The organism is Polaromonas sp. P4_H1, from assembly GCF_056400945.1.
In genome coordinates, this window is sequence record NZ_JBFUKG010000023.1 from 42,376 (window position 1) to 66,937 (window position 24,562).

General features: G+C 62.3%; 23 protein-coding genes. 20 read left to right on the top strand and 3 right to left on the bottom strand.

Going from position 1 to position 24,562, the window contains the following annotated elements:
• The first annotated feature begins 176 nt into the window (after nucleotides 1–176).
• From mraZ to AC1DS5_RS23020, 20 genes are all read left to right on the top strand, one after another.
• Nucleotides 177–605, top strand: a complete 429-nt coding sequence (gene mraZ / locus AC1DS5_RS22925) for a division/cell wall cluster transcriptional repressor MraZ (RefSeq protein ID WP_477720558.1) — start codon at nucleotides 177–179, stop codon at nucleotides 603–605.
• A gap of 9 nt (nucleotides 606–614) precedes the next feature.
• Entirely contained in the window at nucleotides 615–1,532 is a 918-nt protein-coding gene (rsmH, locus tag AC1DS5_RS22930) for a 16S rRNA (cytosine(1402)-N(4))-methyltransferase RsmH (RefSeq protein ID WP_477720559.1), read from the top strand.
• Between the two features lie 220 nt (nucleotides 1,533–1,752).
• Nucleotides 1,753–2,046 carry a cell division protein FtsL gene (gene ftsL / locus AC1DS5_RS22935; RefSeq protein WP_477720560.1) on the top strand — a complete coding sequence of 98 codons (294 nt, stop codon included), beginning with the start codon at nucleotides 1,753–1,755 and terminating at the stop codon, nucleotides 2,044–2,046.
• Nucleotides 2,039–3,772, top strand: a complete 1,734-nt coding sequence (locus AC1DS5_RS22940) for a peptidoglycan D,D-transpeptidase FtsI family protein (RefSeq protein WP_477720561.1) — start codon at nucleotides 2,039–2,041, stop codon at nucleotides 3,770–3,772. The genes ftsL and AC1DS5_RS22940 overlap by 8 nt, the downstream gene beginning before the upstream one ends.
• A complete protein-coding gene (locus AC1DS5_RS22945) occupies nucleotides 3,769–5,274 on the top strand; it encodes a UDP-N-acetylmuramoyl-L-alanyl-D-glutamate--2,6-diaminopimelate ligase (protein ID WP_477720562.1) in 1,506 nt (501 codons plus the stop codon). The genes AC1DS5_RS22940 and AC1DS5_RS22945 overlap by 4 nt, the downstream gene beginning before the upstream one ends.
• Entirely contained in the window at nucleotides 5,271–6,650 is a 1,380-nt protein-coding gene (locus tag AC1DS5_RS22950) for a UDP-N-acetylmuramoyl-tripeptide--D-alanyl-D-alanine ligase (RefSeq protein ID WP_477720563.1), read from the top strand. The genes AC1DS5_RS22945 and AC1DS5_RS22950 overlap by 4 nt, the downstream gene beginning before the upstream one ends.
• 51 nt (nucleotides 6,651–6,701) lie before the next feature.
• Complete coding sequence (gene mraY, locus AC1DS5_RS22955; RefSeq protein ID WP_477720564.1) at nucleotides 6,702–7,880, top strand: phospho-N-acetylmuramoyl-pentapeptide-transferase; 1,179 nt, start codon at nucleotides 6,702–6,704, stop codon at nucleotides 7,878–7,880.
• A 3-nt stretch (nucleotides 7,881–7,883) separates the two neighbouring features.
• Entirely contained in the window at nucleotides 7,884–9,659 is a 1,776-nt protein-coding gene (gene murD, locus AC1DS5_RS22960) for a UDP-N-acetylmuramoyl-L-alanine--D-glutamate ligase (protein WP_477720565.1), read from the top strand.
• Nucleotides 9,656–10,918: a putative lipid II flippase FtsW gene (gene ftsW, locus AC1DS5_RS22965; protein WP_477720566.1), complete on the top strand. Its 1,263-nt coding sequence runs from the start codon at nucleotides 9,656–9,658 to the stop codon at nucleotides 10,916–10,918. Before murD ends, ftsW begins: the two co-directional genes overlap by 4 nt.
• Complete coding sequence (gene murG, locus AC1DS5_RS22970; protein ID WP_477720567.1) at nucleotides 10,915–11,997, top strand: undecaprenyldiphospho-muramoylpentapeptide beta-N-acetylglucosaminyltransferase; 1,083 nt, start codon at nucleotides 10,915–10,917, stop codon at nucleotides 11,995–11,997. The genes ftsW and murG overlap by 4 nt, the downstream gene beginning before the upstream one ends.
• Entirely contained in the window at nucleotides 11,994–13,397 is a 1,404-nt protein-coding gene (gene murC, locus AC1DS5_RS22975) for a UDP-N-acetylmuramate--L-alanine ligase (protein ID WP_477720568.1), read from the top strand. Before murG ends, murC begins: the two co-directional genes overlap by 4 nt.
• A complete protein-coding gene (locus tag AC1DS5_RS22980) occupies nucleotides 13,394–14,410 on the top strand; it encodes a D-alanine--D-alanine ligase (RefSeq protein ID WP_477720569.1) in 1,017 nt (338 codons plus the stop codon). The genes murC and AC1DS5_RS22980 overlap by 4 nt, the downstream gene beginning before the upstream one ends.
• Nucleotides 14,411–14,418: 8 nt before the next feature.
• The gene (locus AC1DS5_RS22985; RefSeq protein ID WP_477720570.1) at nucleotides 14,419–15,210 is read left to right on the top strand and encodes a cell division protein FtsQ/DivIB; all 792 of its coding nucleotides are present in this window, start codon (nucleotides 14,419–14,421) and stop codon (nucleotides 15,208–15,210) included.
• A 6-nt stretch (nucleotides 15,211–15,216) separates the two neighbouring features.
• Complete coding sequence (ftsA, locus tag AC1DS5_RS22990; RefSeq protein WP_477720571.1) at nucleotides 15,217–16,446, top strand: cell division protein FtsA; 1,230 nt, start codon at nucleotides 15,217–15,219, stop codon at nucleotides 16,444–16,446.
• A gap of 145 nt (nucleotides 16,447–16,591) precedes the next feature.
• The gene (gene ftsZ / locus AC1DS5_RS22995) at nucleotides 16,592–17,821 is read left to right on the top strand and encodes a cell division protein FtsZ (protein ID WP_477720572.1); all 1,230 of its coding nucleotides are present in this window, start codon (nucleotides 16,592–16,594) and stop codon (nucleotides 17,819–17,821) included.
• Between the two features lie 264 nt (nucleotides 17,822–18,085).
• The gene (lpxC, locus tag AC1DS5_RS23000; RefSeq protein WP_477720573.1) at nucleotides 18,086–19,009 is read left to right on the top strand and encodes a UDP-3-O-acyl-N-acetylglucosamine deacetylase; all 924 of its coding nucleotides are present in this window, start codon (nucleotides 18,086–18,088) and stop codon (nucleotides 19,007–19,009) included.
• 24 nt (nucleotides 19,010–19,033) lie between these two features.
• Nucleotides 19,034–19,210, top strand: coding sequence for a hypothetical protein (locus AC1DS5_RS23005; RefSeq protein ID WP_477720574.1), 177 nt, complete (start codon nucleotides 19,034–19,036; stop codon nucleotides 19,208–19,210).
• 1,233 nt (nucleotides 19,211–20,443) lie between these two features.
• Complete coding sequence (locus tag AC1DS5_RS23010) at nucleotides 20,444–20,809, top strand: transposase (RefSeq protein ID WP_477720575.1); 366 nt, start codon at nucleotides 20,444–20,446, stop codon at nucleotides 20,807–20,809.
• Nucleotides 20,773–21,630 carry an IS3 family transposase gene (locus AC1DS5_RS23015; protein ID WP_477720598.1) on the top strand — a complete coding sequence of 286 codons (858 nt, stop codon included), beginning with the start codon at nucleotides 20,773–20,775 and terminating at the stop codon, nucleotides 21,628–21,630. Before AC1DS5_RS23010 ends, AC1DS5_RS23015 begins: the two co-directional genes overlap by 37 nt.
• A 76-nt stretch (nucleotides 21,631–21,706) precedes the next feature.
• Nucleotides 21,707–22,198, top strand: a complete 492-nt coding sequence (locus AC1DS5_RS23020) for a DUF5071 domain-containing protein (RefSeq protein WP_477720576.1) — start codon at nucleotides 21,707–21,709, stop codon at nucleotides 22,196–22,198.
• 109 nt (nucleotides 22,199–22,307) lie between these two features.
• On the opposite strand, the gene ruvC is transcribed toward AC1DS5_RS23020, so the two are convergent.
• The 3 genes from ruvC to AC1DS5_RS23035 form a co-directional block, all read right to left on the bottom strand.
• Nucleotides 22,308–22,856, bottom strand: coding sequence for a crossover junction endodeoxyribonuclease RuvC (gene ruvC, locus AC1DS5_RS23025; protein ID WP_477720577.1), 549 nt, complete (start codon nucleotides 22,854–22,856; stop codon nucleotides 22,308–22,310).
• A gap of 69 nt (nucleotides 22,857–22,925) precedes the next feature.
• Complete coding sequence (locus AC1DS5_RS23030) at nucleotides 22,926–23,906, bottom strand: phosphatidate cytidylyltransferase (RefSeq protein ID WP_477720578.1); 981 nt, start codon at nucleotides 23,904–23,906, stop codon at nucleotides 22,926–22,928.
• A gap of 18 nt (nucleotides 23,907–23,924) precedes the next feature.
• On the bottom strand, nucleotides 23,925–24,557 hold the full coding sequence (locus AC1DS5_RS23035; protein WP_477720579.1) for a lysophospholipid acyltransferase family protein: 633 nt from the start codon (nucleotides 24,555–24,557) through the stop codon (nucleotides 23,925–23,927).
• Nucleotides 24,558–24,562 lie beyond the last annotated feature (5 nt).

Genomic DNA, 24,562 nt, shown 5'->3' on the forward strand with positions numbered 1-24,562 from the left:
GCTAAGTGCTTAATTTAGAACACTTTTTAAATTCCATATGACTTCTGAAGATGCTTCTAAGTCCTTGATTTCATTGAAAAAATTTGTGTCAAACCTCTTGCTTGCGGAATGTTTCCTGATAAAGTGGGAAAAAGTGCAATTTAGTGGTGAAAAGTGTTCTCTAAAGGTTTGTAACGGTGTTTCAAGGTGCTTCATCTCTAGTTCTCGATACCAAGGGGCGGCTCTCTGTGCCGACCCGGCATCGCGACGTGCTGAGCGCCACTGCCTCCAGCCAGCTCACCATCACCAAACATCCGCACGGCTGCCTTATGATTTTCCCACGCAACGAATGGGAGAAATTCCGCGACCGCATCGCCTCGCTGCCCATGCAGGCCCAATGGTGGAAACGGATTTTCCTGGGTAATGCGATGGATGTGGACATGGATGCGACTGGCCGTGTATTGGTTTCGCCTGAACTTCGGCAAGCTGCCGGCATCAGCAAGGATACGGTGCTGCTCGGCATGGGTAGCTACTTCGAACTCTGGGACGCTGCGACGTATGCCGCCCAGGAGGCCGAGCAGATGAAGGGTGAAATGCCCGATGTCTTCAGAGACTTTTCATTCTGAAAGAAGACGGTGCAAGACACATGGACACATCGCACCGTCTTGTTGAACGAAGCCATAGCGGCGCTTCACATCAACCCGGACGGCCACTACATCGACGCGACTTTCGGTCGCGGCGGGCATTCGCGCCTCTTGCTGTCCCGGCTTTCGCCGCAAGGGCGTCTCACGGCCTTCGACAAGGACCTCGACGCCATCGCGGAAGCGCAAACCATCGCCGACCCGCGCTTTTCAATTCGCCACGAAGGCTTCATGCACCTGGGTCAACTGCCCGCTGCCAGCGCAGCGGGCGTGCTGATGGACCTTGGCGTGAGCTCACCCCAGATCGACAACCCGCTGCGCGGCTTTTCCTTTCGTTCGGAGGGGCCTCTGGACATGCGCATGGATACGACGCGTGGCCAGAGTGTGGCCGAGTGGCTGACAGACGCATCCATAGAAACAATGGCGGAGGTGATTCGTGAATATGGCGAAGAACGGTTTGCTCAACAGATTGCAAAGGCGATTGATCGTCGCCGACAGGAACGGGGCCCTCTTCGAACCACCGCTGAGCTGGCCGAAGTCGTGGCTGGCGCGGTCAAAACCCGCGAGCCGGGCAAGGACCCTGCAACGCGCACATTTCAGGCTCTTCGGATTTTCATCAACGCCGAGCTTGAAGAGCTGCAACAGGCGTTAGAAGCTTCGCTGAAAGTACTCCAACCGGGAGGCCGTCTGGTGGTGATCAGTTTTCATTCGCTCGAAGACCGCATCGTCAAGCAATTCATCGCCGGGCAGTCGCGCGAAGTGTTTGACCGCCGCGCCCCGTTTGCCGCGCCCAAGGCCATGAGGCTCAAGGCCCTGGGCCGCATCAAGCCCAGCGAAGAGGAGATTGCCGCCAACCCCCGTTCCCGCAGCGCCGTGATGCGGGTGGCCGAGCGCACCGAGGTGAGCGCATGAATACCGCAAAACTGCTCCTAGCCCCTCGGGGGTTGAACGACAGAGGTGAAGCGTCCCGCGAGCCGCGGCCTGCAGGGCCTCGGGAGCTACACGGAGTGAGCAAGCGTGGGGACTCTTCATCCCAGCAGGGGCCGCGGGACTGGCTTTGCCAGACCGCAGGCGCAGCGGCCCCCTCGGGGGGCAGCGCAGTACACGCAGTGACAAGCGTGGGGGCCATCAGATGCTCCGCCTGAACCTCGTCCTGCTGCTGGCCGTGTTGGCCAGTGCGCTTTATCTGGTGAGCACTCAGTACGAGTCGCGTCGCCTGTATGTGGAGCTTGAAAAGGCCACCGCCCACAGCCGGCAAATCGAAACGGATAATGAACGCCTGCAGCTTGAAAAGCGTGCCCAGGCCACGCCTCTTCGGGTTGAGAAACTCGCCAGGGATCGCCTGCAGATGCGCACGGCAACGCCGGCCATCACGCAGTATGTGACCTATCGGGATGCTGCGGTTGCCGGGGTGCCGCATGAGTAGGAGCGTTCTCTACAGCTCCAGCCCCTTGCTGGCCAGCAAGACGCCGGTCTGGCGCAGCAAATTTATTGTGGCGGCCATTGCCCTGGCTTTTGTGGGGCTGGCGGGGCGGGCCGCGTACATCCAGGTTTTCGGCAATGAATTTTTCCAGCGCCAGGGTGAAGTCCGCTTTGCCCGAACGCTGGAGTTGCCGGCCAATCGCGGCCGTATTCTCGATCGCAATGGCCTGATTTTGGCTTCCAGCGTGCCTGCTCCCAGTATCTGGGCCATCCCGGAAGACGTCGAAGCGAGCAGGGCCCAGCTTGCAGAACTCGCCAGGCTGCTGGAAATGCCGCAGGCTGATCTGAAGAAAAAACTGGGTAACGAGGACAAAACTTTTGTCTGGCTCAAGCGCCAGGTCGACGAGCCGATAGCCCAGCAAATCCATGCGATGGGCATCAAGGGGATCTATGCGCGCCGGGAATACAAGCGCAAGTACCCTGAAGGCGAGGCGGCTGCCCATGTGGTTGGGTTCACCAACGTCGAAGACAACGGCCAGGAAGGCATCGAACTCACGTTCAACAAGGAGCTCGCCGGAAAGGCGGGCTCACGGCGTGTCATCAAGGACCGGCTCGGTCGCGTGGTTGAGGGCGTTGGTGAGCAGGTGCCGCCGATCGAGGGCAAAGACATCCAGTTAAGCGTCGACAGCAAGGTGCAGTTCTTCGCTTACCAGAAGCTGCGCGACGCCGTGACCGCGCGCAAGGCCAAGGCCGGCAGCGTGGTGGTGCTTGATGCGATCACCGGCGAGGTGCTGGCGCTCGCCAACTACCCGAGCTACGTGCCTGACAAGCGGCAGAACCTCACGGGCGAGCAACTGCGCAACCGCGCGCTGACTGACACCTTCGAGCCCGGTTCAACGATGAAGCCGATCACGGTCGCCATGGCGCTGGAAGCCGGCCGGGTCAAACCGCAGACCCTCGTCGAAACCGGGCCTGGCCGCTTCAGCATCGGCGGCTTCACCATCAGCGATACCCACAACTACGGCACGCTGACCGTCGAGGGCGTGATCCAGAAGTCGAGCAACGTCGGGGCGTTGAAAATCGCGCAAAAAATGAGTCCGCACGAGATGTGGGATACCTACACCGCGCTCGGTTACGGGCAGAAGCCCCAGATCCAGTTTCCCGGCGCCGTGACAGGCCGGCTGCGACCCTGGAAAAGCTGGCGGCCTGTTGAGCAGGCGACCATGGCTTATGGCTACGGGCTCTCGGCCTCGCTGTTCCAGATGGCGCATTCCTATACCTCGTTTGCGCACGATGGGCGGATCATTCCGGTTACCATGCTCAAGAGCACTGAGCCCGCCGTCGGCGTCAGGGTGTTTTCTGCCGAGAACGCGCATGCGGTGCGAAGGATGCTCCAGATGGCTGCGGCACCGGGTGGCACCGGCCAACTGGCACAGACGGTCGGCTATTCGGTTGGCGGCAAGTCGGGCACGGCGCACAAGCAGGTCGGCAAGGGCTATGCGAGCAACAAATACCGTGCCTGGTTCACCGGCATGGCGCCTATCGAGGCACCGCGCATCATCGTCGCGGTGATGATCGACGAGCCGAGTGATGGCCAGTATTTTGGCGGCGTTGCGGCGGCGCCGGTTTTCAGTGAAGTGGTGCAGCAGACGCTGCGCATGATGGGCGTTCAGCCGGACGTGAGCGTCAAGCCGCAAATCGTGACGCAGGCTGTCGAGGAGTCGTTTTGACAACCCAGCTCCATACCCCCGAGCAGGCGGCCCGCTGGTTGCGTGAGCGCGTGACCGGCAGCCTGCGGACGGACAGCCGCATGGTGGGCGGCGGTGACGGATTCATTGCATGGCCCGGCGCTGCGACGGATGGCCGGAAGTATCTTGGTGACGCACTGGCTTCGGGCGCTCGCGCCTGCCTGGTGGAGTTGCAGGGCTTTGAGCCCCGTGGCCCGGAAGATGAAAGGGTGGCCGCTTACGCGGGACTCAAGGCGGCAACCGGCCCCATCGCCGCTGCCTATTTTGATGAGCCGAGCCGGCACCTGCAGGTCGCAGCCGTCACCGGCACCAATGGCAAGACATCGACAACATGGTGGCTGGCCCAGGCGCTGGGCAGGCTGAGGCGCAAATGCGGTGTCGTGGGAACCCTGGGCATCGGGGAGCCCGGTGCGGTGGTTTTCACGGGGTTGACCACACCTGATCCTGTGCTGCTCCAGCAGCAACTGCGCCGTTTTGTGGACGAGGGCTTCGCCGCCTGCGCCCTGGAGGCTTCCTCGATAGGGCTGGTGGAGCGGCGTCTGGATGCCACCACCATACAGGTCGCGATCTTCACCAACTTCACGCAGGACCATCTCGACTACCACCCGTCCATGCCGGCCTATTGGGAGGCCAAGAAAATGCTGTTCAGCTGGCCTGGCCTGAAGGCGGCAGTCATCAACGTGGACGATGGCAAAGGCCTTGAGTTGAGCGCTTCGCTGGCCGGCTCGGACCTGGATGTCTGGACATTGTCCTGCACAGGGCCGGCCCGGATTCATGCACAAAAAATCCACCACGGCATGAATGGCGTGAGTTTTGATGTCGTCGAAGGCGCGGAGCAGCACCGAGTGTCCAGCAAGCTGGTCGGCCAGTACAACGTGTACAACCTGCTGGGCGTCATCGCGGCCCTGCGTGCCATGGGCATACCGCTGGCCGACGCGGTGGGCGCGTGTGCCGACCTGCTGCCGGTGCCGGGGCGCATGGACACGCTGGCGGAAGAAGGCCTGCCGCTGGTCGTCATCGATTACGCGCACACGCCCGACGCCCTGGAAAAAGTACTCACAGCGCTCCAGCCGGTCGCGCGCAGCCGCGGTGGCCAGCTCTGGTGCGTCTTTGGCTGTGGCGGAGACCGCGATGCCGGCAAGCGTCCGCTGATGGCTGCGGTGGTGGAAAAAAATGCCGACAAAGTGGTGGTCACCAGCGACAACCCGCGCAGTGAGAACCCACTGGCCATCATCGACCAGGTGCTGAGGGGGTTGAATCACCGCGACGCCGTGCACGTGCAGGCAGACCGGGGTTCGGCGATTGCGCATGCGCTGAGCGTGGCGCAAGCCCATGATGTGGTGCTGCTGGCGGGCAAGGGGCATGAAAGTTATCAGGAGATCCAGGGCGTGAAGCTTCCGTTTTCCGACAGGGCGCAGGCGCAAGCCGCCCTCGCCCTGAATGCGGCGCGCGTGGCACGCCAGGCCGGGGGAGGCTCCGCATGATGACCTTGCAACAGGCGCTGGGCTGGTTGCCGTCGGCCCGGCTGGTGGGTGATGGCAGCGTGAAGCCTCTGCGCGTGCACACCGATACCCGCAGCCTGCAGGCCGGCGACCTGTTCGTGGCGCTCAAGGGCGAGCGCTTTGACGCCCATGAATTTCTGGCGCAGGCCAAGGCGCAGGGCGCCGTGGCGGCGATTGCCCACCATGGCCTGGCCGCGGCAGGTCTGCCGGGTCTGGAGGTGGCTGACTCGAAACTGGCGCTCGGCCAGCTGGCGGCCGGCTGGCGTTCGCAATTCAGCTTGCCCCTCATTGCGGTGACGGGAAGCAACGGCAAAACGACGGTGACGCAGATGATCGCGGCTATCCTGCGGGCCTGGAAATCCACGCAGGCTTTTGCCACGGAAGGCAATCTCAACAACGATATTGGGGTGCCCCTGACGTTGTTGCGCCTTCGTGCCTCCCATGAGGTGGGCGTGGTGGAGCTGGGCATGAACCATCCCGGAGAAATCGCCTACCTCGCCGCACTGGTCAGGCCCGGCGTGGCGCTGGTCAATAACGCCCAGCGCGAGCACCTTGAATTCATGGCCACGGTGGAAGCCGTCGCCCGGGAGAACGGCTCCGTCCTGCAGGCCCTCGGCACGGATGGCATTGCCGTTTTTCCTGCCGATGATGACTACACCGCTATCTGGCGCGGCCTCGCGGGGGCGCGCCGCGTGCTGACTTTTGCACAAACGGGTCCGGCCGATGTCACGGCCCAGGCGCAGTGGAGCGGCGACTGCTGGCAGGTTGCGGCCCGGACACCCTCAGGTCCGCTTGATTTTTCCCTGCATATTGCGGGCCGGCACAACGTCAAGAATGCGCTGGCCGCCATCGCCTGTGCGCTGGCCGCCGGCGTTCCCCTGCCAGCCATCGCGGCGGGTTTGCCGGAATTCGCCCCGGTCAAGGGGCGTTCCCGCGCCGTGACCGTGCGCCTGGCGAATCGTGTGGTGACATTGATCGACGACACCTACAACGCCAATCCCGACTCCATGCGCGCGGCCATCGAGGTGCTGGCCGAGTTGCCGGCGCCGCGCCTGCTGGTCATGGGCGACATGGGTGAGGTGGGCGACCAGGGCCCCCAGTTCCACGAAGAAGCCGGCCGGTATGCTCGCGCGCGGGGCATCGAGCAGCTTTTCACGCTGGGCGCCCAGTCCCAAGGGGCGGGCACCGCTTTCGGCGCGGGACGCCATTTCAACCAGATGGCTGATCTGGCCGCCGCCGTGTTGGCTGAATTGCCGCAGGCCGGCAGCGTGCTGGTGAAGGGCTCCCGCTTCATGAAGATGGAGCAGGTGGTCCAGGCCATTGCAGATAACACACAAAACTACAAGGAAGAAACATGAGCCCCCACGCTTACATGCGTTCGCTGCCGGCGGCTCGGCAGGAGGCATTTCATGCTGCTTAGCCTGGCCCAGTGGCTCCAGTCGATTTCCCCTGAATTCGGGTCGTTCAGGGTGTTTCAGTACCTGACATTCCGTGCCGTCATGGCCGCGCTCACGGCGCTGCTGATCGGCCTGCTTGCCGGGCCGTTTGTCATTCGCCGGCTGATTTCGCTGAAGATCGGCCAGCCCATCCGCGAATATGCGATGCAGACACACCTGAGCAAGAGCGGAACGCCCACCATGGGGGGCGTGCTGATCCTGATGTCCATCGGCATTTCGACCCTGCTGTGGTTTGACCTGTCCAACCGCTTCGTGTGGATTGTGCTGCTCGTCACCCTGGGATTCGGTGCCATCGGCTGGGCCGACGACTGGCGCAAGGTGGTGCTGAAAGATCCGGAAGGCATGCGATCGCGTGAAAAATACCTGTGGCAATCGCTGATTGGCCTGGTGGCGGCGCTGTACCTGGTGTTCAGCATCTCGGAGAGTTCCAACCTGCGCGTGCTGGAACTGTTTTTCAGCTGGGTGCAGTCGGGATTTGACGTCAACCTGCCGCCCAAGGCCGGTCTGCTGGTGCCCTTCGTGAAGGAAATCAGTTATCCGCTGGGTGTGTTTGGTTTTGTGATTCTGACCTACCTGGTAATCGTTGGCTCAAGCAATGCCGTCAACCTGACCGACGGCCTGGACGGGCTGGCCATCATGCCGGTAGTCATGGTGGGGTCTGCACTGGGCGTGTTCGCCTATGTGACCGGTAGCGCGGTCTACTCCAAATACCTTTTCTTTCCGCACATTCCCGGCTCCGGTGAGCTGCTGATCTTTTGCTCGGCCATGGCGGGGGCCGGGCTGGCGTTCCTGTGGTTCAACACGCACCCGGCCCAGGTGTTCATGGGGGACGTCGGCGCACTGGCGCTGGGGGCGGCGCTGGGCACCATCGCCGTCATCGTGCGCCAGGAAATTGTGCTGGCCATCATGGGCGGCATTTTTGTCGTCGAGGCCCTGTCCGTGATGATGCAGGTGACCTGGTTCAAGTACACCAAGAAGCGCTACGGCGAAGGCCGGCGCCTCTTCAAGATGGCGCCGCTGCACCACCACTTCGAGAAAAGCGGCTGGAAAGAAACGCAAGTGGTCGTCCGCTTCTGGATCATCACCATGCTGCTGTGCCTGGTCGGCCTGTCAACCTTGAAGCTCAGGTAAGGCATGAGGCATTTACAAGACCAAACCGTGCTGATCCTGGGCCTGGGCGCGTCCGGCTTGGCCATGGCGCGCTGGTGCGTCCGCCATGGGGCATTGGTGACGGTCGCTGACACACGCGATGCGCCCGCATTGCTCGCGACGCTTCGGCAGGAACTTCCCGGGGTGAAGTTTGTGAGAGGCGCTTTTACGCCGGACCTCGTGCAGGGTAGCGCCGTGCGCGCAGTCTATCGTTCGCCAGGATTGGCGCCTGCCGTGATCGCTCCTGTGGTCGATGCCGCGCGTGCCATGGGCTTGCCTGTCGGGGGTGAACTTGATCTGTTCTCTCGGGCCCTGGCCGATCTCCGCGAGGTGCTGACAACGGAGGTGGTGGAAGAAAATCCCCAGCCTCTTGAATCGCCTGAACCGGTGATTGAATCGCCATTGCCCGATGTATCCGATGTATCCGATGTAACGGATGCCGCCGGCTCGCTTGAGGGCGAAGCCGCTGTGGTGACTGATTCCTCCGGCGACTTGGAAGAGATGCCCGCGCCAGATGCTGCGGAAAGCGCGCCTGCCTCGGAAGATGCCGGCGAAGACGCTGCGTTGCCCGCTCTGCTCGCCCCCGCGCCGGCCGAACAGCCCGCTGGCTACAGGCCGGTGGTGCTGGCCATCACGGGAACCAACGGCAAAACCACGGTGACTTCCCTGGTCGGCCAACTGGTGCAACGGGCCGGAAAAACTGTTGCCGTTGCAGGCAATATCGGCCCGACGCTGCTCGATACGCTGTCTGCGCGTCTTGACGCGGACACCCTGCCGCAGGTGTGGGTGCTGGAACTGTCCAGCTTCCAGCTCGCGGATGCGCAGGACTTTGAGCCGACGGCTGCCGTGGTGTTGAATGTGACCCAGGATCATCTGGACTGGCACGGCGACATGGATGCTTACGTCGCGGCCAAGGCCCGGATATTTGGACGCAGCACCTTCATGCTGCTTAACCGTGACGATCCCCGGGTGATGGAGATGCTTCCGCCGCCCGTCAAGGTACGCCTGCGGCCTCCGCAGGTTCGCCCGCATTCGACTTTTGGCGCCGGGGAGCCCCAGCGACCCGGTGACTACGGCATCGAAACCGTCAATGGCATGGCGTGGCTGGTGCGCGCCGCGGAAGCCGATGAAACCATCAAGCGCCGCAAGGGTGAAGAAGTGGAGCTGCACATCCAGCGCCTGATGCCGCTGGATGCCCTGCGCATTCGCGGCCGCCACAACGCCACCAATGCGCTGGCGGCGCTCGGGCTGGCCGTCGCGGCCGGTTGCAGCCTTGCGCCCATGCTGCATGGTCTGCGCGAGTACCGGGGCGAGCCGCACCGCGTGGAATCCATCGCGGTGGTGAACGATGTCGAATATTTCGACGACAGCAAGGGCACCAATGTCGGCGCCACCGCGGCGGCACTGGTGGGTCTGGGGGCCGAACGCAAGCTGGTGGTGATTCTGGGCGGCGAAGGCAAGGGGCAGGATTTTTCGCCGCTGGCCGAGCCCGTGTCGCGCCATGCCCGCGCCGTGGTGCTGATCGGCAAGGACGCGCCCCTCATCCGGTCTGCCCTGCAGGCCAGCCAGGTGGCGCTGCTGGACGCCGCGTCGATGCAGGAGGCGGTGAGCCTGGCGGCCGCGCAGGCCCATACCGGTGACGCTGTCCTGATGTCGCCCGCCTGCGCCAGTTTTGACATGTTTGACAACTACGAACACCGCGCCCAGGTCTTTTGTGATGCGGTGCAGGCGCTGGCCCAGGAACAGGGGGTGGTGTTGTGACCGTGGCTGCACGCCTTTGGGGTTGGCTTTCCGGTCTCGGCGGCGTCGGCGCGGTCGCTGCGGATGTGCTGCCCGTTCGCCTCGGTCGGCAGAGCCTGTCCCGAAGCCCGGCTGCGCCTGTTCGCATGGCGGGGTTTGACCAGGCGCTGGTCTGGGTGACGGTGGCCTTGCTGATGTGGGGCTTGGTCATGGTGTATTCGGCATCGGTGGCGATGCCCGACAACCCCAAGTTTTCCCGCTATGCGCACACGCATTTCCTGCTGCGTCATGTGTTGTCACTGGTGGTGGCTTTCATCGTGGCGTATCTGGCGTTTCAGGTTCCCATGGCGACCTGGGAAAAGCTGGCTCCCTGGCTGTTTGTGCTGTCCCTGCTGCTGCTGATGCTGGTACTGCTGCCCTTTATCGGCAAGGGCGTCAATGGCGCGCGGCGCTGGATTTCAATGGGCTTCATGAATTTCCAGCCCTCGGAGCTGGCGAAGTTTGCGGTGCTGCTCTACGCCGCGGATTACATGGTTCGCAAGATGGAAGTGAAGGAGCGCTTCTTTCGCGCTGTGTTGCCCATGGCGGTGGCGATTGGCATCGTGGGCCTGCTGCTGCTGGCCGAGCCTGACATGGGCGCTTTCATGGTGATCTCGGTCATCGCGATGGGAATCCTCTTTCTCGGCGGCGTCAATGCGCGCATGTTCTTCGTGATTGCGGCCGTGGTGGTGGTCGCATTTGGCCTGATGGTGATGCTCAGCGAATGGCGCCGCGAGCGGATTTTTGCCTACCTGGATCCCTGGAGCGACAAGTACTCCATGGGCAAGGGCTACCAGCTGTCGCATTCGCTGATCGCTTTCGGGCGCGGCGAGATTTTTGGCGTGGGCCTGGGCGGCAGCATCGAGAAGCTGCACTGGCTGCCCGAGGCGCACACCGACTTCCTGATGGCCGTGATCGGCGAAGAGTTCGGCCTGCTGGGTGTGCTCGTGGTGATTGGCCTGTTCATGTGGATGACCCGCCGCATCATGCACATCGGCCGCCAGTCGATCGCACTGGACCGTCTGTTTGCCGGGCTGGTGGCACAAGGTGTCGGCATCTGGATGGGCTTCCAGACCTTCATCAACATCGGCGTGAACCTCGGTGCCTTGCCCACCAAGGGCCTGACCCTGCCGCTGATGAGCTATGGCGGCTCGGCCATTTTGATGAACCTGATTGCCTTGGCCGTGGTGTTAAGAATCGATTATGAGAATCGACTGTTGATGCGCGGAGGCCGGGCATGAGCAAGCAACACTGCGCCTTGGTGATGGCCGGCGGAACCGGGGGCCATATTTTTCCGGGCCTCGCCGTGGCCGAGGCCTTGCGCGAGCGCGGCTGGCGGGTGCACTGGCTGGGCGGCCGGGGCAATGCGGGCCACCCCAGCATGGAAAGCCAGCTGGTGCCACCACGCGGCTTCGCTTTCGAGTCAATCGATTTCTCCGGCGTGCGCGGCAAGGGCCCGGTCACCCTGGTGTTCCTGCCGCTGCGCCTGCTCAAGGCCTTTTGGCAGAGCATCCAGGTTGTGCGGCGTGTCAAGCCTGATGTGGTGGTCGGGCTGGGCGGCTACATCGCCTTTCCGGCCGGCATGATGAGCGTGCTGCTGGGCAAGCCGCTGGTGCTGCATGAACAGAACTCCGTGGCGGGCATGGTCAACAAGGTGCTGGCCGGCGTGGCCGATCGCGTCTTCACGGCCTTCCCCGGCGTGTTCAGGAAAGCCGAATGGATCGGCAACCCCCTGCGCCCCGCCTTCACCCGCCAGCCGGATCCCGCAACCCGATTTGCCGGCCGGGCAGGGCCCTTGAAGCTGCTGGTGGTCGGTGGCAGCCTCGGGGCCAGGGCCCTGAATGAGTTGGTGCCCAAAGCCCTGTCCCTGATGCCGCCAGCCCTGCGCCCCGACGTCACGCATCAAAGCGGGATCCGCCAGATCGACGAATTGCGTGCCAACTATGCAGCCGCCGGCGTGCAGGCAGAACTGACGCCCTTCATTGAGGACACGGCACAGGCATTTGCCGATGCCGACCTCATCATTTGCCGCGCTGGCGCCAGCACGGTCACTGAAATTGCCGCCGTGGGGGCTGCAGCGCTGTTTGTGCCCTTTCCTTCCGCGGTCGATGACCACCAGACGACGAATGCCCGGTTCCTGGTCGACCAGGGGGGCGGCTGGTTGCTGCAGCAGCGCGACATGAGCGCCGCCGCACTGGCCGACTTGCTACAAAAAACTGAGCGATCCGCGCTGCTTCAATGCGCGCTAAAAGCCAAAACCATGCAAAAAACTGATGCCACAACGCGCGTTGTGGCCGCTTGCGAGGAGCTTGCAAGATGAAACACGCCATTAAAAACATTCACTTCATCGGGTTGGGCGGCTCCGGCATGTCAGGCATTGCCGAAGTGCTGCACAACCTGGGCTACGTCATTTCGGGGTCTGACCTGTCGGACAGCGCCACGCTGCAGCGGCTGGCCAGGCTCGGCATCAAGACCTTTGTCGGGCATGCCGCCGACAACCTGGCCATGGTGGATGCGGTGGTGACCTCCACCGCCGTGCAGCCCGACAATCCCGAAGTGCTGGCAGCGCGCGAAAAGCGCATTCCCGTGGTGCCCCGTGCCCTGATGCTGGCCGAGCTGATGCGCCTGAAGCAGGGCATTGCGATTGCCGGCACGCATGGCAAAACCACCACCACCAGCCTGGTGGCCAGTGTGCTGGCCGAAGGCGGGCTGGACCCGACGTTTGTCATCGGCGGCCGGCTCAACAGCGCCGGCGCGAATGCCAAGCTCGGCTCGGGCGACTACATCGTGGTCGAGGCCGACGAATCGGATGCCTCCTTCCTGAACCTGCTGCCCGTGATGGCGGTCGTCACCAACATCGACGCCGACCACATGGAAACCTACGGCCACGATTTCGGCAACCTGAAGAAGGCCTTTGTCGATTTCCTGCACCGCATGCCCTTTTACGGCACGGCGATTTTGTGTACCGACGACCCCGCCGTGCGCGACATCGTCCCGCATGTCTCCTGCCCGATCACCAGCTATGGCTTCGGTGAAGACGCACAGGTGCGGGCCGTCAATGTACGGCCGGTGGGCGCGCAAATGCACTTCACGGCGCAGCGCCGCAACGGTGTCACGCTGCCCGACCTGGAGGTGGTGCTCAACCTTGCTGGCGAGCACAACGTGCTCAATGCCCTGTCGGCCATTGCGGTGGCGGTGGAGCTCAACGTGCCGGATGCGGCGGTGCAAAAAGCGCTGGCTGAATTCCGGGGCGTGGGCCGGCGCTTCCAGAGCTACGGCGATGTGCCCGCCAAAGGCGGCGGCCATTTCACGGTCATCGAGGATTACGGCCACCATCCGGTCGAGGTCGCGGCGACGCTGGCTGCTGCGCGCGGCGCCTTCCCGGGCAGACGGTTGGTGCTGGCATTCCAGCCGCACCGCTATACCCGTACGCGTGACTGCTTTGAGGACTTCGTCAGGGTCATCGGCCAGGCCGATGCCGTGCTGCTGGCCGAAGTCTATGCCGCCGGCGAGACGCCCATCGTGGCGGCTGACGGCCGCTCGCTGGCGCGCGCGCTGCGCGTGGCGGGCAAGCTGGAGCCGGTATTTGTGAGCGAGATCGACGCGATGCCGCAAGCCATCCTGGATAACGCACTGGGAGGCGATGTCGTGATGTGCATGGGTGCCGGATCGATTGGGCTCGTGCCCGGCAAATTGTTGGAACTGGAAGGTGCGCAGTGAGTAGCAACTCAGACACATCCCAGGCCGTGAGCGCCGGGACAAGCGCGGGGGCCACGTTTGGCAAGGTCGCCGTCCTCATGGGGGGCATGTCGGCCGAGCGCGAGATCTCCCTGATGTCGGGCCGTGGCGTGTTGCAGGCGTTACGTTCCCGCGGTGTGGACGCCCATGCGTTTGACCCGGCCGAGCGCGACATCAGCGAGTTGAAAAAGGACGGGTTTGCGCGCTGTTTCATCGCACTGCATGGCCGGTTCGGCGAAGACGGCACGGTGCAGGGCGCATTGGAGTTGCTGGGCATACCCTATACCGGCTCCGGCGTTATGGCATCCAGCATGGCCATTGACAAGGTGATGACCAAGCGGGTCATGCTCGCCGAAGGCCTGCCGACCCCCACCTATGTGCTGTTGCGCCGGGGCAGCTATGGCAGCGCCGACGTGAGCGCCGTCCCTGACAAGCTGGGCTTGCCGCTGATTGTCAAGCCCGCACGGGAAGGCTCATCGATCGGGTTGACCAAGGTGACCGAGCGGGCCAGCATGGCAGATGCGGTGGCGCAGGCTGAAAAGCTGGATGCCGACATCCTGTGCGAGCAGTTCATCAGTGGCGACGAGGTGACCTGCCCGGTACTGGGAACCGGCAGCGAGGCACGCGCCCTGCCTGTCATCCGCATCGTTGCGCCCGACGGCAATTACGACTACCAGAACAAATACTTCACCGACACTACGCAGTATCTGGTGCCCTGCGGCCTGCCTGAAGGCGAAGAGGCCGTCATCCAGCAGCTGGTCCTGCAGGCTTACCGCACGCTCAACTGCCGCGGCTGGGCGCGCGCCGACGTGATGATTGACAAGGCAACGCGCAAGCCCTACCTGCTTGAAATCAATACCTCGCCCGGCATGACCGGCCACTCGCTGGTGCCCATGTCGGCACGGGCGGCCGGAATTTCCTATGAGGACCTGTGCCTCGAGGTGCTGAAGACCACCGCGCTCGATCATCAAACGCAAGGGGGAGGCACCCCTTGAGCCGCACCATGCCAATGCCAGTCGCCCTGCCGGCGGACATCAAGCTGATGAACACCTTTTCGGTGCTTTTTGGCCTGGTGTTTGCGGCCATGGTGTTGGCGCTGGCCGTGGCGTGGCTGATGCGGCAGCCCCTTTTCAACCTGAACGGCATCCGCGTGCAGGGTGATCTGGCCCACAACAACGCGGTCACCCTGCGCGCCAATGTGGCGCCCAAGTTGCGCGGCAATTTTTTCACGGTGGACCTGGCCCATACGCGGACGGCCTTCGAAGCCGTACCCTGGGTTCGCCGCGCGCTGGTGCAGCGCGAGTTTCCCAACCGGCTCAAGGTGGTGCTGCAGGAGCACAAGGCCATCGCCTATTGGGGCCCGGAAGGCGAGGCCCGCCTGGTCAACAGTTTTGGCGAGGTGTTCGAAGCGAACCAGGGCGATGTGGAGGCCGAAGACCTGCCGCTGCTCAACGGCCCGCAGGGACGGGCGCCGCTCGTGCTCCAGGCTTACCAGCTGCTGTCCCCGATGTTCGAAGGACTGGACGCAGTGCTGGAGAAGCTGGAGCTGACCGGACAGGGAAGCTGGCGCGCGCGGCTCGACAGTGGCGCCGTGATCGAGCTGGGAAGCGGCTCGCTGGAGGAATTACAGGTGCGTGTACGGCGGTTTATCGCAACGCTGACACAGGTCTCGTCAAGGTATGGACGGGACCTGGAGTCCGCCGACCTGCGCTATGGCAACGGTTATGCGATCAGGCTGAGGGGTGTTACCACGGTGAACGCTGGTGACAAAGAAGACAGGAAAGTGAAAAGGTAAATATATATGGCCAAAGAATACAAGGACCTGGTAGTCGGACTGGACATCGGAACCAGCAAGGTCATGGCCGTGGTTGCAGAGGTCATGCCGGGCGGTGAACTCAAGCTTGCAGGCCTGGGCATTGCGGCCAGCAATGGCCTCAAGCGCGGCGTGGTGGTCAATATTGACGCCACGGTGCAAAGCATCCAGCAGGCGCTGAAGGAGGCCGAGTTGATGGCCGACTGCAAGATCGCACGGGTCTACACCGGCATCACCGGCAGCCATATCCGCGGCATCAATTCCAGCGGCATGGTCGCGGTGAAAGACAAGGAAGTGACGCAGGCCGATGTGGCCCGCGTGATCGAAACAGCCAAGGCCATCAACATCTCGACCGACCAGCGGCTGCTGCTGGTGGAGCCGCAGGAATTTGTCATCGACGGCCAGGATGTGCGCGAGCCGATCGGCATGAGCGGCATCCGGCTCGAGGCCAAGGTGCATATCGTGACCGGCGCGCAAAGCGCTGCCGAGAACATCATCAAGTGTGTCAGGCGCTGCGGGCTGGAGGTCGACCAGCTGATGCTCAACCCGCTGGCCTCCAGCCTGGCCGTGTTGACACAGGACGAGCAGGAGCTGGGTGTGGCGCTGGTGGACATTGGCGCGGGCACCACCGATGTCGCCATCTTCACCGGCGGCGCCATCCGGCACACCGCCGTGATTCCGATTGCCGGCGACCTGATCACCAGCGATATCGCCATGGCCCTGCGCACGCCTACTAAGGATGCCGAGGACATCAAGGTCGAAAGCGGCTATGCCAAGCAGCTGCTGGCCGATCCCGACACGCAGGTCGAGGTTCCGGGTCTGGGCGATCGCGGCCCGCGCATGCTCAGCAAGCAAGCCCTGGCCGGCGTGATCGAGCCGCGCATTGAAGAGATTTATTCGCTGGTCCAGCAGGTCATCCGCGAGTCGGGCTACGAAGAGGTGCTGTCGTCGGGCATCGTGATCACCGGCGGCAGCGCGGTGATGCCGGGCATGGTGGAGCTTGGCGAGGACATCTTCCTCAAGCCGGTGCGGCGCGGCATACCGCGCTACTCCAGCGCGCTGTCCGACATGGTGGCGCAGGCCCGGGCCGCAACGGTGATGGGTTTGCTCGAGGAAGCGCGGCTCGCACGCATGCGGGGCTACAAGGTGGCGCAGAAGGCGGGCAGCATGCACAACGCTTTTGGTCGTGTCAAAGACTGGTTTGTGGGGAATTTCTGATGAACAACTACTTCAGTTTCATTCGTCGTCCTTCACGCTGCACCCACTGCGGAGGAGCAGACCCCCCTGCGTGACAGGGGGGTTCAGGCATCAAGACCGTTTAGAAAAATTTTGGCAACTGCAGTTTATTGATAGGAGGCTCCCAATGAGCATCGAAATGATTGAAATCGAAGAATTCAACCAGGGCACACAAATCAAGGTGATCGGTGTCGGTGGTGGTGGCGGCAATGCCGTCGGTCACATGATCGATTGCAACGTGCAGGGCGTCGAGTTCATCTGCGCCAACACCGACGCGCAGGCCCTCAGCCGCGGCAGCGCGCACAAGACCATCCAGCTGGGCAGCAGCGGGCTGGGGGCGGGCAGCAAGCCCGACAAGGGCCGGGACGCGGCCGAGCTGGCGGTGGACGACATCCGCAGCGCCATTGCCGGCGCGCACATGCTGTTCATCACGGCCGGCATGGGTGGCGGCACCGGCACCGGTGCGGCGCCGGTGATTGCCCGCGTGGCCAAGGAGATGGGCATTTTGACGGTGGGGGTGGTGACCAAGCCTTTCGAATTCGAAGGCGGCCGCCGCATGACCAACGCCGACCTCGGCCTGTCCGAACTGGAAGCCAATGTCGACTCGCTGATCGTGGTGCTCAACGAAAAGCTGCTCGAAGTGCTGGGCGATGACGTGACTCAGGATGAAGCCTTCGCCCATGCCAACGACGTGCTGAAAAACGCCGTCGGCGGCATCGCCGAGATCATCAATGTGCCCGGCCATGTCAACGTTGACTTTGAAGACGTGCGCACCGTGATGGGCGAGCCCGGCAAGGCCATGATGGGCACGGCCAAGGCCAACGGTCCCGACCGCGCCCGCATCGCGGCCGAACAGGCGGTGGCTTGCCCCCTGCTGGAAGGCATTGACCTGTCAGGCGCCAAGGGCGTGCTGGTGCTGATCACCGCGGCCAAGGGCTCACTCAAGCTGAGCGAGTCCAAGCTGGCGATGAACACCATCCGCGCCTACGCCTCTCCCGATGCGCACGTGATCTACGGCACGGCTTACGACGACGAACTGGGTGACGATATCCGTGTCACGGTGGTCGCCACGGGCCTGAGCCGCCAGGGTGTGCGCCGCCACGCGCCGCCGCTGCAGGTTCTGCGCACGGGCACCGACAACGTGCCCTTCAACGTGCCCACGCTCAACACGGTGGCGGGCGGCGCAGGCGTGCCGCAGACGGCCATGGGTAGCATGCAGCCTGACTACGGCAACATGACCGTGCCCAGCGTGTGGCGCACCAACCGCACCCAGGCGGCAGCCAAGGTCGATGCGCTGGCCTCTGGCGGCATGGATGATTTCGAGATCCCGGCGTTTCTCAGGAAGCAGGCCGACTGATCGAAGTAAAGCTACTGCGCGGCCCGATCTTGAGCCTGTGGTGCGCGCCGTACGGCAGTACGGCTGTGCTCCTCGGCTCAACCTCGGACCGCTCGCTACGCTTTCCATTCGATCATTCTGTAGTCCTCTGTAGTCCTCTGTAGTCCTCTGTAGTCCCTCGGGACGCTCATTGGACGTTCGTCGCGATTCTCTTTAGGGCCTGGCTATGTGCGGCATTGTTATCCCCTACCCGTGAAATGGCCGCGCTCAAATTAAAATAAACAGATGCTTGCCCAAAGAACACTCAAATCCCTGACCAAGGCCGTGGGCGTAGGCCTGCACAGCGGCCAGCGGGTGGAGTTGACCTTGCGGCCGGCGCCGCCGGATACCGGCATTGTGTTTCGGCGGGTGGATTTGCCGCAGCCGGTGGACATCGTCATCTCGGCGCAGGCCGTGACCGACACCCGGCTGGCGTCGACCATCTCGGCCGGTGGTGCCAAGGTGCACACCGTCGAGCACCTGATGTCGGCCTGCGCGGGGCTGGGCATCGACAACCTGTACATCGACATCACCGCGGAAGAGGTGCCCATTCTGGATGGCTCGGCCTCTTCGTTCGTTTTTCTGCTGCAGTCCGCCGGCATCGAGCTGCAGTCCGCGCCCAAGCGCTTCATTCGCGTGCTCAAGCCGGTCGAGGTGCGCGAAGGCGAAGGCGCCGCCGCCAAGTGGGCACGCCTGAGCCCTTACGAAGGCTACAAGCTGAGTTTTGAAATTGACTTTGACCACCCGGCCGTTGACTCCACCGGCCAGCGCGTGGAGTTCGACCTGAGTTCGGGCTCCTACACCCGCGACATCGCCCGCGCCCGTACCTTCGGCTTCACCAAAGACGTCGAAATGATGCGCGCCAACGGGCTGGCACTCGGTGGTGGACTCGACAACGCCATCGTCATGGACGACTACAAGGTGCTCAACACCGAGGGCCTGCGCTACAACGACGAGTTCGTGAAGCACAAGATCCTCGACGCCATGGGCGACCTGTACCTGCTGGGCAAACCGCTGCTGGCAGCCTACAGCGCCTTCCGCTCCGGCCATGCGATGAACAACAAGCTGCTGCGTGAGCTGCTGGCCCACCAGGACGCTTACGAAGTTGTCACCTTTGCAGACGAAAAACGGGCTCCTCAGGGCTTTGCCACCCTGGCGCGCGCCTGGTAGCCCGCAACAGACAGTCCACACGCCATGCTGCTCTTTCGCTGGCTCGTCCTGCTGCTGCTGCTGGTCTCCGCCATGTCCTTCATGTTTTACGCGGGAACGGGGCAGCCGCGGTTCAGGCGATTCGGCCTGATCGTCCTCAAGTGGACGCTGATTGCCGCCTTTGGATTCTTTGCAGTGCTGATTCTGGAGCGGGTGGCGTAGCGGATCAGATCTCAATGGCGTAATGGCAGTTGAAGACCATCAGCTTGGGGGCGCCTGCCGGTCGCGCCAGCAAACAAAAAGCGGATCCAGTACAGGTCAACCTCTTCAAGGCTGAGGCTATAGTGAAGGTAGTGAGGCCGTTCCATGACCTGATCGAGCAGACGTGGATCGCAGCTTGGGTTGCAGGGTTTCGTGAAAAATTTATAACTGCGTAAAAATACAGTGCATGTGCCTGAAACCTGACAGGCGAGCCAGTTACGGGAGGTTTTCGTGTCCAGATTAAACCGCAGTGGTCGATATATACCGCAGGTTTTGCGGCATACGTTACGTTAGCCGGCAGACACGGCCATGCACCTTTGGTTATCCCACAAAGTCTTTAGCTGGACGCATGACTTTTATGGTGGGCGGCGCACCGAGATTGACCGCGTGCGACGTCCCCATGCCATTCTCGCCCACGCCGAAAATGTCCTCGCCACGAGTGAATCCGAGTTTTCAGTCGCGGACTCGGTCCTCGGCCTCAAACGTGCGATCAATAGCCGCTTGCAACACCTCGAGGAGCTTTACGGCTTCGGCGCAATGTTTCCGAGGACCCTCGGATCACTTGAGAGGCTCGAGCAGGTTGGTCTTGCCCGGCCACTCCTGGTTAAGCAGCTCTTCGAACTTCGGAACGACATAGAGCACAATGACGCGGCACCGCCAAGTTCCCGGCGAGCGCGCGAGCTCGTGGATGCCACATGGTATTTCCTCCGTACCACGGACTACGCGTGCAAATTGGTCCCAGATAGTGTGATAGTTCGATCGGCTGAGGAAGGCTCACTCCCTCCGGAACAATGGGTGTCGCTCCGGACCTTGCGTGACAATTCAGACCGATTTGAAATCGCAGGCTGGGTCTCTGTTGAGTTGCTTGCGGACACGGAGCAGCCCGAATCTTTTGAGCTCGATCTGGTTAAGCTCAAGTCAAAGCCTGCCGGGCCGCCCGAATCTGCTGACGTACTCTCTAGAGCGGCTTATGTGAGCAACTCTGCGCGCGGCGATGATGAGCGATGGATACAGGGTCAAGCAGTACTACCATCAGGTCTTCAACGAGAGTTTTGGCGGCTGGCGCTTGATGCTCTTTAGCATCTTCCACTCGACTTCGAGGCCATCCTGGAGGCCGGCTAACAGGGCGGTCAACGCGGACGTGGAGCTTGTCTCGTTTTAGTTGACACTCTTACCTAACGGAGAGAGTGGTCAATGGCAAAACGACAAGGGCCAGTAAAAATCAAGAACTACGGCGTTGAATTCAAGCTCAGAGCCGTTCAATTGAGCAACCAGCCGGGCGTGTTGGTGAAGGATGTGGCCGAGTCCTTGGACATTCATCCTTTCATGCTTTCGAAGTGGCGCAAGCAAGTGCGAGACGGCGAGTTGGCCGGAAGGGCGCCACCGATCGAGGCTGATGCGGTTGCGGAACTGCGTCGCCTGCGCGAGGTGGAGAAGCAGTTCAAGCGCCTGCAGATGGAGCACGATCTCTTAAAAAAAGCCATCCGGTTTGCCTCCGAACGAAAGGCGAAGTCTTTGCCTTCATCGCGGCAAACCGGCAAACTTGGCCCATCCAAATGATGTGCACCCTGTACAGGGTCACGCGTGCCGGCTTCTACGCCTGGCAGCAACGCCAGCCCAGTGCGAGATCGGGCGAGGATGCGCAGCTGCTGGAGCAAGTGCGAGCGGTGCACGAACGCAGCCGCGGCTTCTATGGCAGCCCGCGGGTCACCGGCCAACTTCGCCTGGATGGCGTTGCCGTGGGTCGCCGTCGAGTGGCAAGATTGATGCGCCTGGCCGGTTTGCAGGGCCGCAGCGCCCGGCTGTACCGGAACTCCAAGGTATTGCAGCGCGCCTTCTTCGCCAGCGTCCCCTACAGGCAGGATACAGCCCAAACGCAGGAGAGCAACCAGGTGTGGGTGGGTGATGTGACATACCTGAAGGTCGCCGGACAGTGGCGCTACATGGCCGCGGTGATGGATCGGCATTCGCGGCGCATTGTGGGCTGGAGTTTGAGCCATCGACGCGACGCGGCACTGACCATTCGGGCGCTGCTGCAGGCGGCGCGCAACCGCAACGCGGGGCCGGGCGTTCTGTTCCACAGCGATCGCGGCATTGAGTACGCCGCCTTTGAGTTCCGCAACCAACTCGCAAGGCTGGGAATGTTGCAGAGCATGAACCGAGCTGGCAAGATGAACGACAACGCGCACATGGAATCGTTCTTCCATTCGATGAAGACCGAGGAGCTGTATGGCAAGACATTTGACGACGAACAGCAACTGAGGAAGACCTTGAGCAGCTACATCGCCTTCTATAACCAGCAGCGACTGCATTCGTCGCTGCGCTACCTTCCCCCTGCCGCATTTGAAGTGCAGCAGGCCGAGCAAGCCTGTGTCAATTAAAGTGAAGCAAGTTCCCGTCCTTGCAGCCGGCTTCGCCCGCCTATCGTCCGCCGGTTACCTCCAACATTAGAGAGCCATGAAACAAGCCGATCTGACGCGCCAGCTGCCGCGAAACAAGGAAGACGCTTCCAGCGCGAACGCTCTGGTCGCCCTCGGTTACCCAACGGTCAAGCCAGTTTTGCGACACATGCTGGAGTGGCTCAAGACAAACGGGTCGCCGGTCGACCTGGTTATGAGGGAGTTCTTCGTCTCATTGGGTGTACACGGAATACCTGTAGTACGGGAGGCCCTTCAATCACGACATGATTTCCTCAAGTACGCAGTCACCACTCACGTTGTTGCGCGCTGGCCAAAGGAGGCTGTTGCCGGAGTGCAAACGGAACCGCAAAGTCTCGCAACGGGCTCCGGGTTCTACGGCACCGACCTCGCTGCCATGAAGCTGCTCATCGAACACGGACTGGCTGACCGGGCGTGGCTGCAGGAGTGGAGCGAATTCAAGCTCAAACGCCTGCGCGAACTATTGGACTCGCCTGAAGAGATCCAGCTCCTGCTCAGAACTCTGGAATGAACCAGTGCTCCAGCTTGTTACGGGGACTTCTCACGTAGCCAAGTATCGATTGCGATGAATTTTGCGCAGCCATCCGTGACCAGTCTCTTTCCCCAAGGCAACAGCACGCTCAATAGTGACGCCCCGCCTTGTAAGAAGCGCTGGCGTTGGGCTTCAACGCCGTGGCTGCCGCCAAAATGGCCGTTGAACGCCCGGCGTGGGCGTGGGTGATGGCCAGGCCCAGCGCGTCGGCGGCGTCCTTGCCGGGGAGGGCTGGCAGTTTCAGCAGCCGCATCACCATCTGCTGGACCTCGGCCTTGCCGGCCTTGCCATAGCCGGCCACCGCCTTCTTCATTTGCAGGGCCGTGTATTCGGCCACGGCGAGATCGCTGGAGACCAGCGCGGTGATGCAGGCACCGCGCGCCTGCCCCAGCAGCAGCGTGGCCTGTGGATTGACGTTGGTAAAGACGATCTCCACCGAGGCCATATCGGGCTGGTAGCGCTGCACCACTTCCCGCACCCCGTCAAACAGCACCTTCAGCCGGGCCGGCAGGTCGCCGCGCACCATGTGCGTGGTCTTGATGGTGCCGCTGGCCACATAGTGCAAGTGGGAGCCGTCGACTTCGACCACGCCGAATCCGGCGATCTGCAAGCCAGGGTCAATTCCAAGAATACGCATAGGCTATAAATTTGGTAGCTGCTTGCGCAGGATTTGAAATGAAAGTGAAATGAAAGTGAAATGAAAGGGCTAAAGGCCAAAATACCATCGAACCGAATGGAAAAATATCGGTGCGGCAAAACACAGGGCATCGACGCGGTCCAGCAAACCGCTGGCGCCGGTGACTGATTTTCCTTCGGAACCCCAGTTGGTAATCCCGCGGTCGCGTTTGAGGGCCTTCATCACCAGGTGCCCCATGGAGCCGGCCACGCAGGCGATCAGGGCCATCGCCACCGCCTGGCCCGGCTTGAAGGGCGTCAGGCCCGCCATCAGGCCGCCGACCAGGCTGGCCACGACCACGGCGGTCAGCCAGCTGGTCCATTCAAAACTTTTGCTCACATTGGGCGCAATCGGCGCTCGCGCCAGCCGGCGGCTGGCCAAGTGCTGCACGATCATGCAGCTCTGCACGACAAACACCAGGAAAAACACGAGGAAGGCATTCTTGCCCTGGTAATTCGGAAACTTCAGCAGCAGCAGGGCCGGCACATGGCTGATGCCGTAGACGCAGACCATGATGCCCCACTGCAATTTGGCGTTGCGCTCCAGAAAGCGGTGCGGGTCGTCTGCCAGCGCGCTGACCACCGGAATTGCCAGGAACACATACACCGGGATGAACACGGTGACGAGGTCGAAATGCCGGGTGATGACCAGGGCAAACTGCAGCGGCAGCACCACAAAAAAAGCCAGCACCAGGCTGCGGTGATCGCCCTGCCGGGTCGGCGAGAGCGTGATGAATTCGCGCAGCGCAAAAAATGCCACCAGGCCAAACAGCACCGTGGCCACGGTTTCACCCAGCGTCCAGCCGACCCAGAACACCGTGCACATCACCCACGAAGTTCTCAGCAGGCCATTGAAATCCTTGAGCTTCTGAGTGTGCAGGTCATCCTCATGCCGGTCCTGCAGGGACAAGACAAATGCGGCCGCACTGATGATGAGCAGCAGGCCAAAAACCACCACAAACAGCAGGCCCACCTGCTGGCCAGGCGACAGGTTGCGCAAAAAGGTGTTCATCAGGGCGTCTGCGGTTGATCAGGTTTGCCGGAGGTCCATGACGGCCTGGCGCGCGCGGGCCAGAAAACTGCCCCGGTCTTCCCCGGCGCCCACCGCGATGGGGGCTCCAAACGTGACCGAGCACAGAATGGGCACGGGCACCACTTCTCCTTTGGGCATCACTCGCTGTACGTTGTTGATCCAGGCCGGCACCAGTACGACCTGCGGGAATTTCTGCGCCAGGTTGTACAGGCCGGACTTGAAATTCTGTGGCTCCTCGTGGTTGCCCCGGGTGCCCTCCGGAAACAGGATGATGGAGTCGCCGTTGGTGAGCGCCTCAATCAGGGGCTCCAGCGGATCCTGCTCGCCGGTTTTGACGCGGTCCACATAAATGGCGTTGAACACCGCCGTGGTAATCCATTTTTTGAACGGCGTTTTGGTCCAGTAATCCTTGGCCGCGATGGGCCGCGTGATGCTGCGCAACTCTTCGGGCAGGGCGGCCCACATGAGGACCAGATCCACATGGCTCTGGTGGTTGGCAAAGTAAATCCGCTGCTCGGCCTTGGGCGGGCAGCCCTGCCAGCGCGCCTGGGCACCGGTCAGCAAGCGAATCAGTCCCAGCAAAAACATGCTCATGAGTTTGGCCAGCACCGGAGACACTTTATCGTTCATGGACT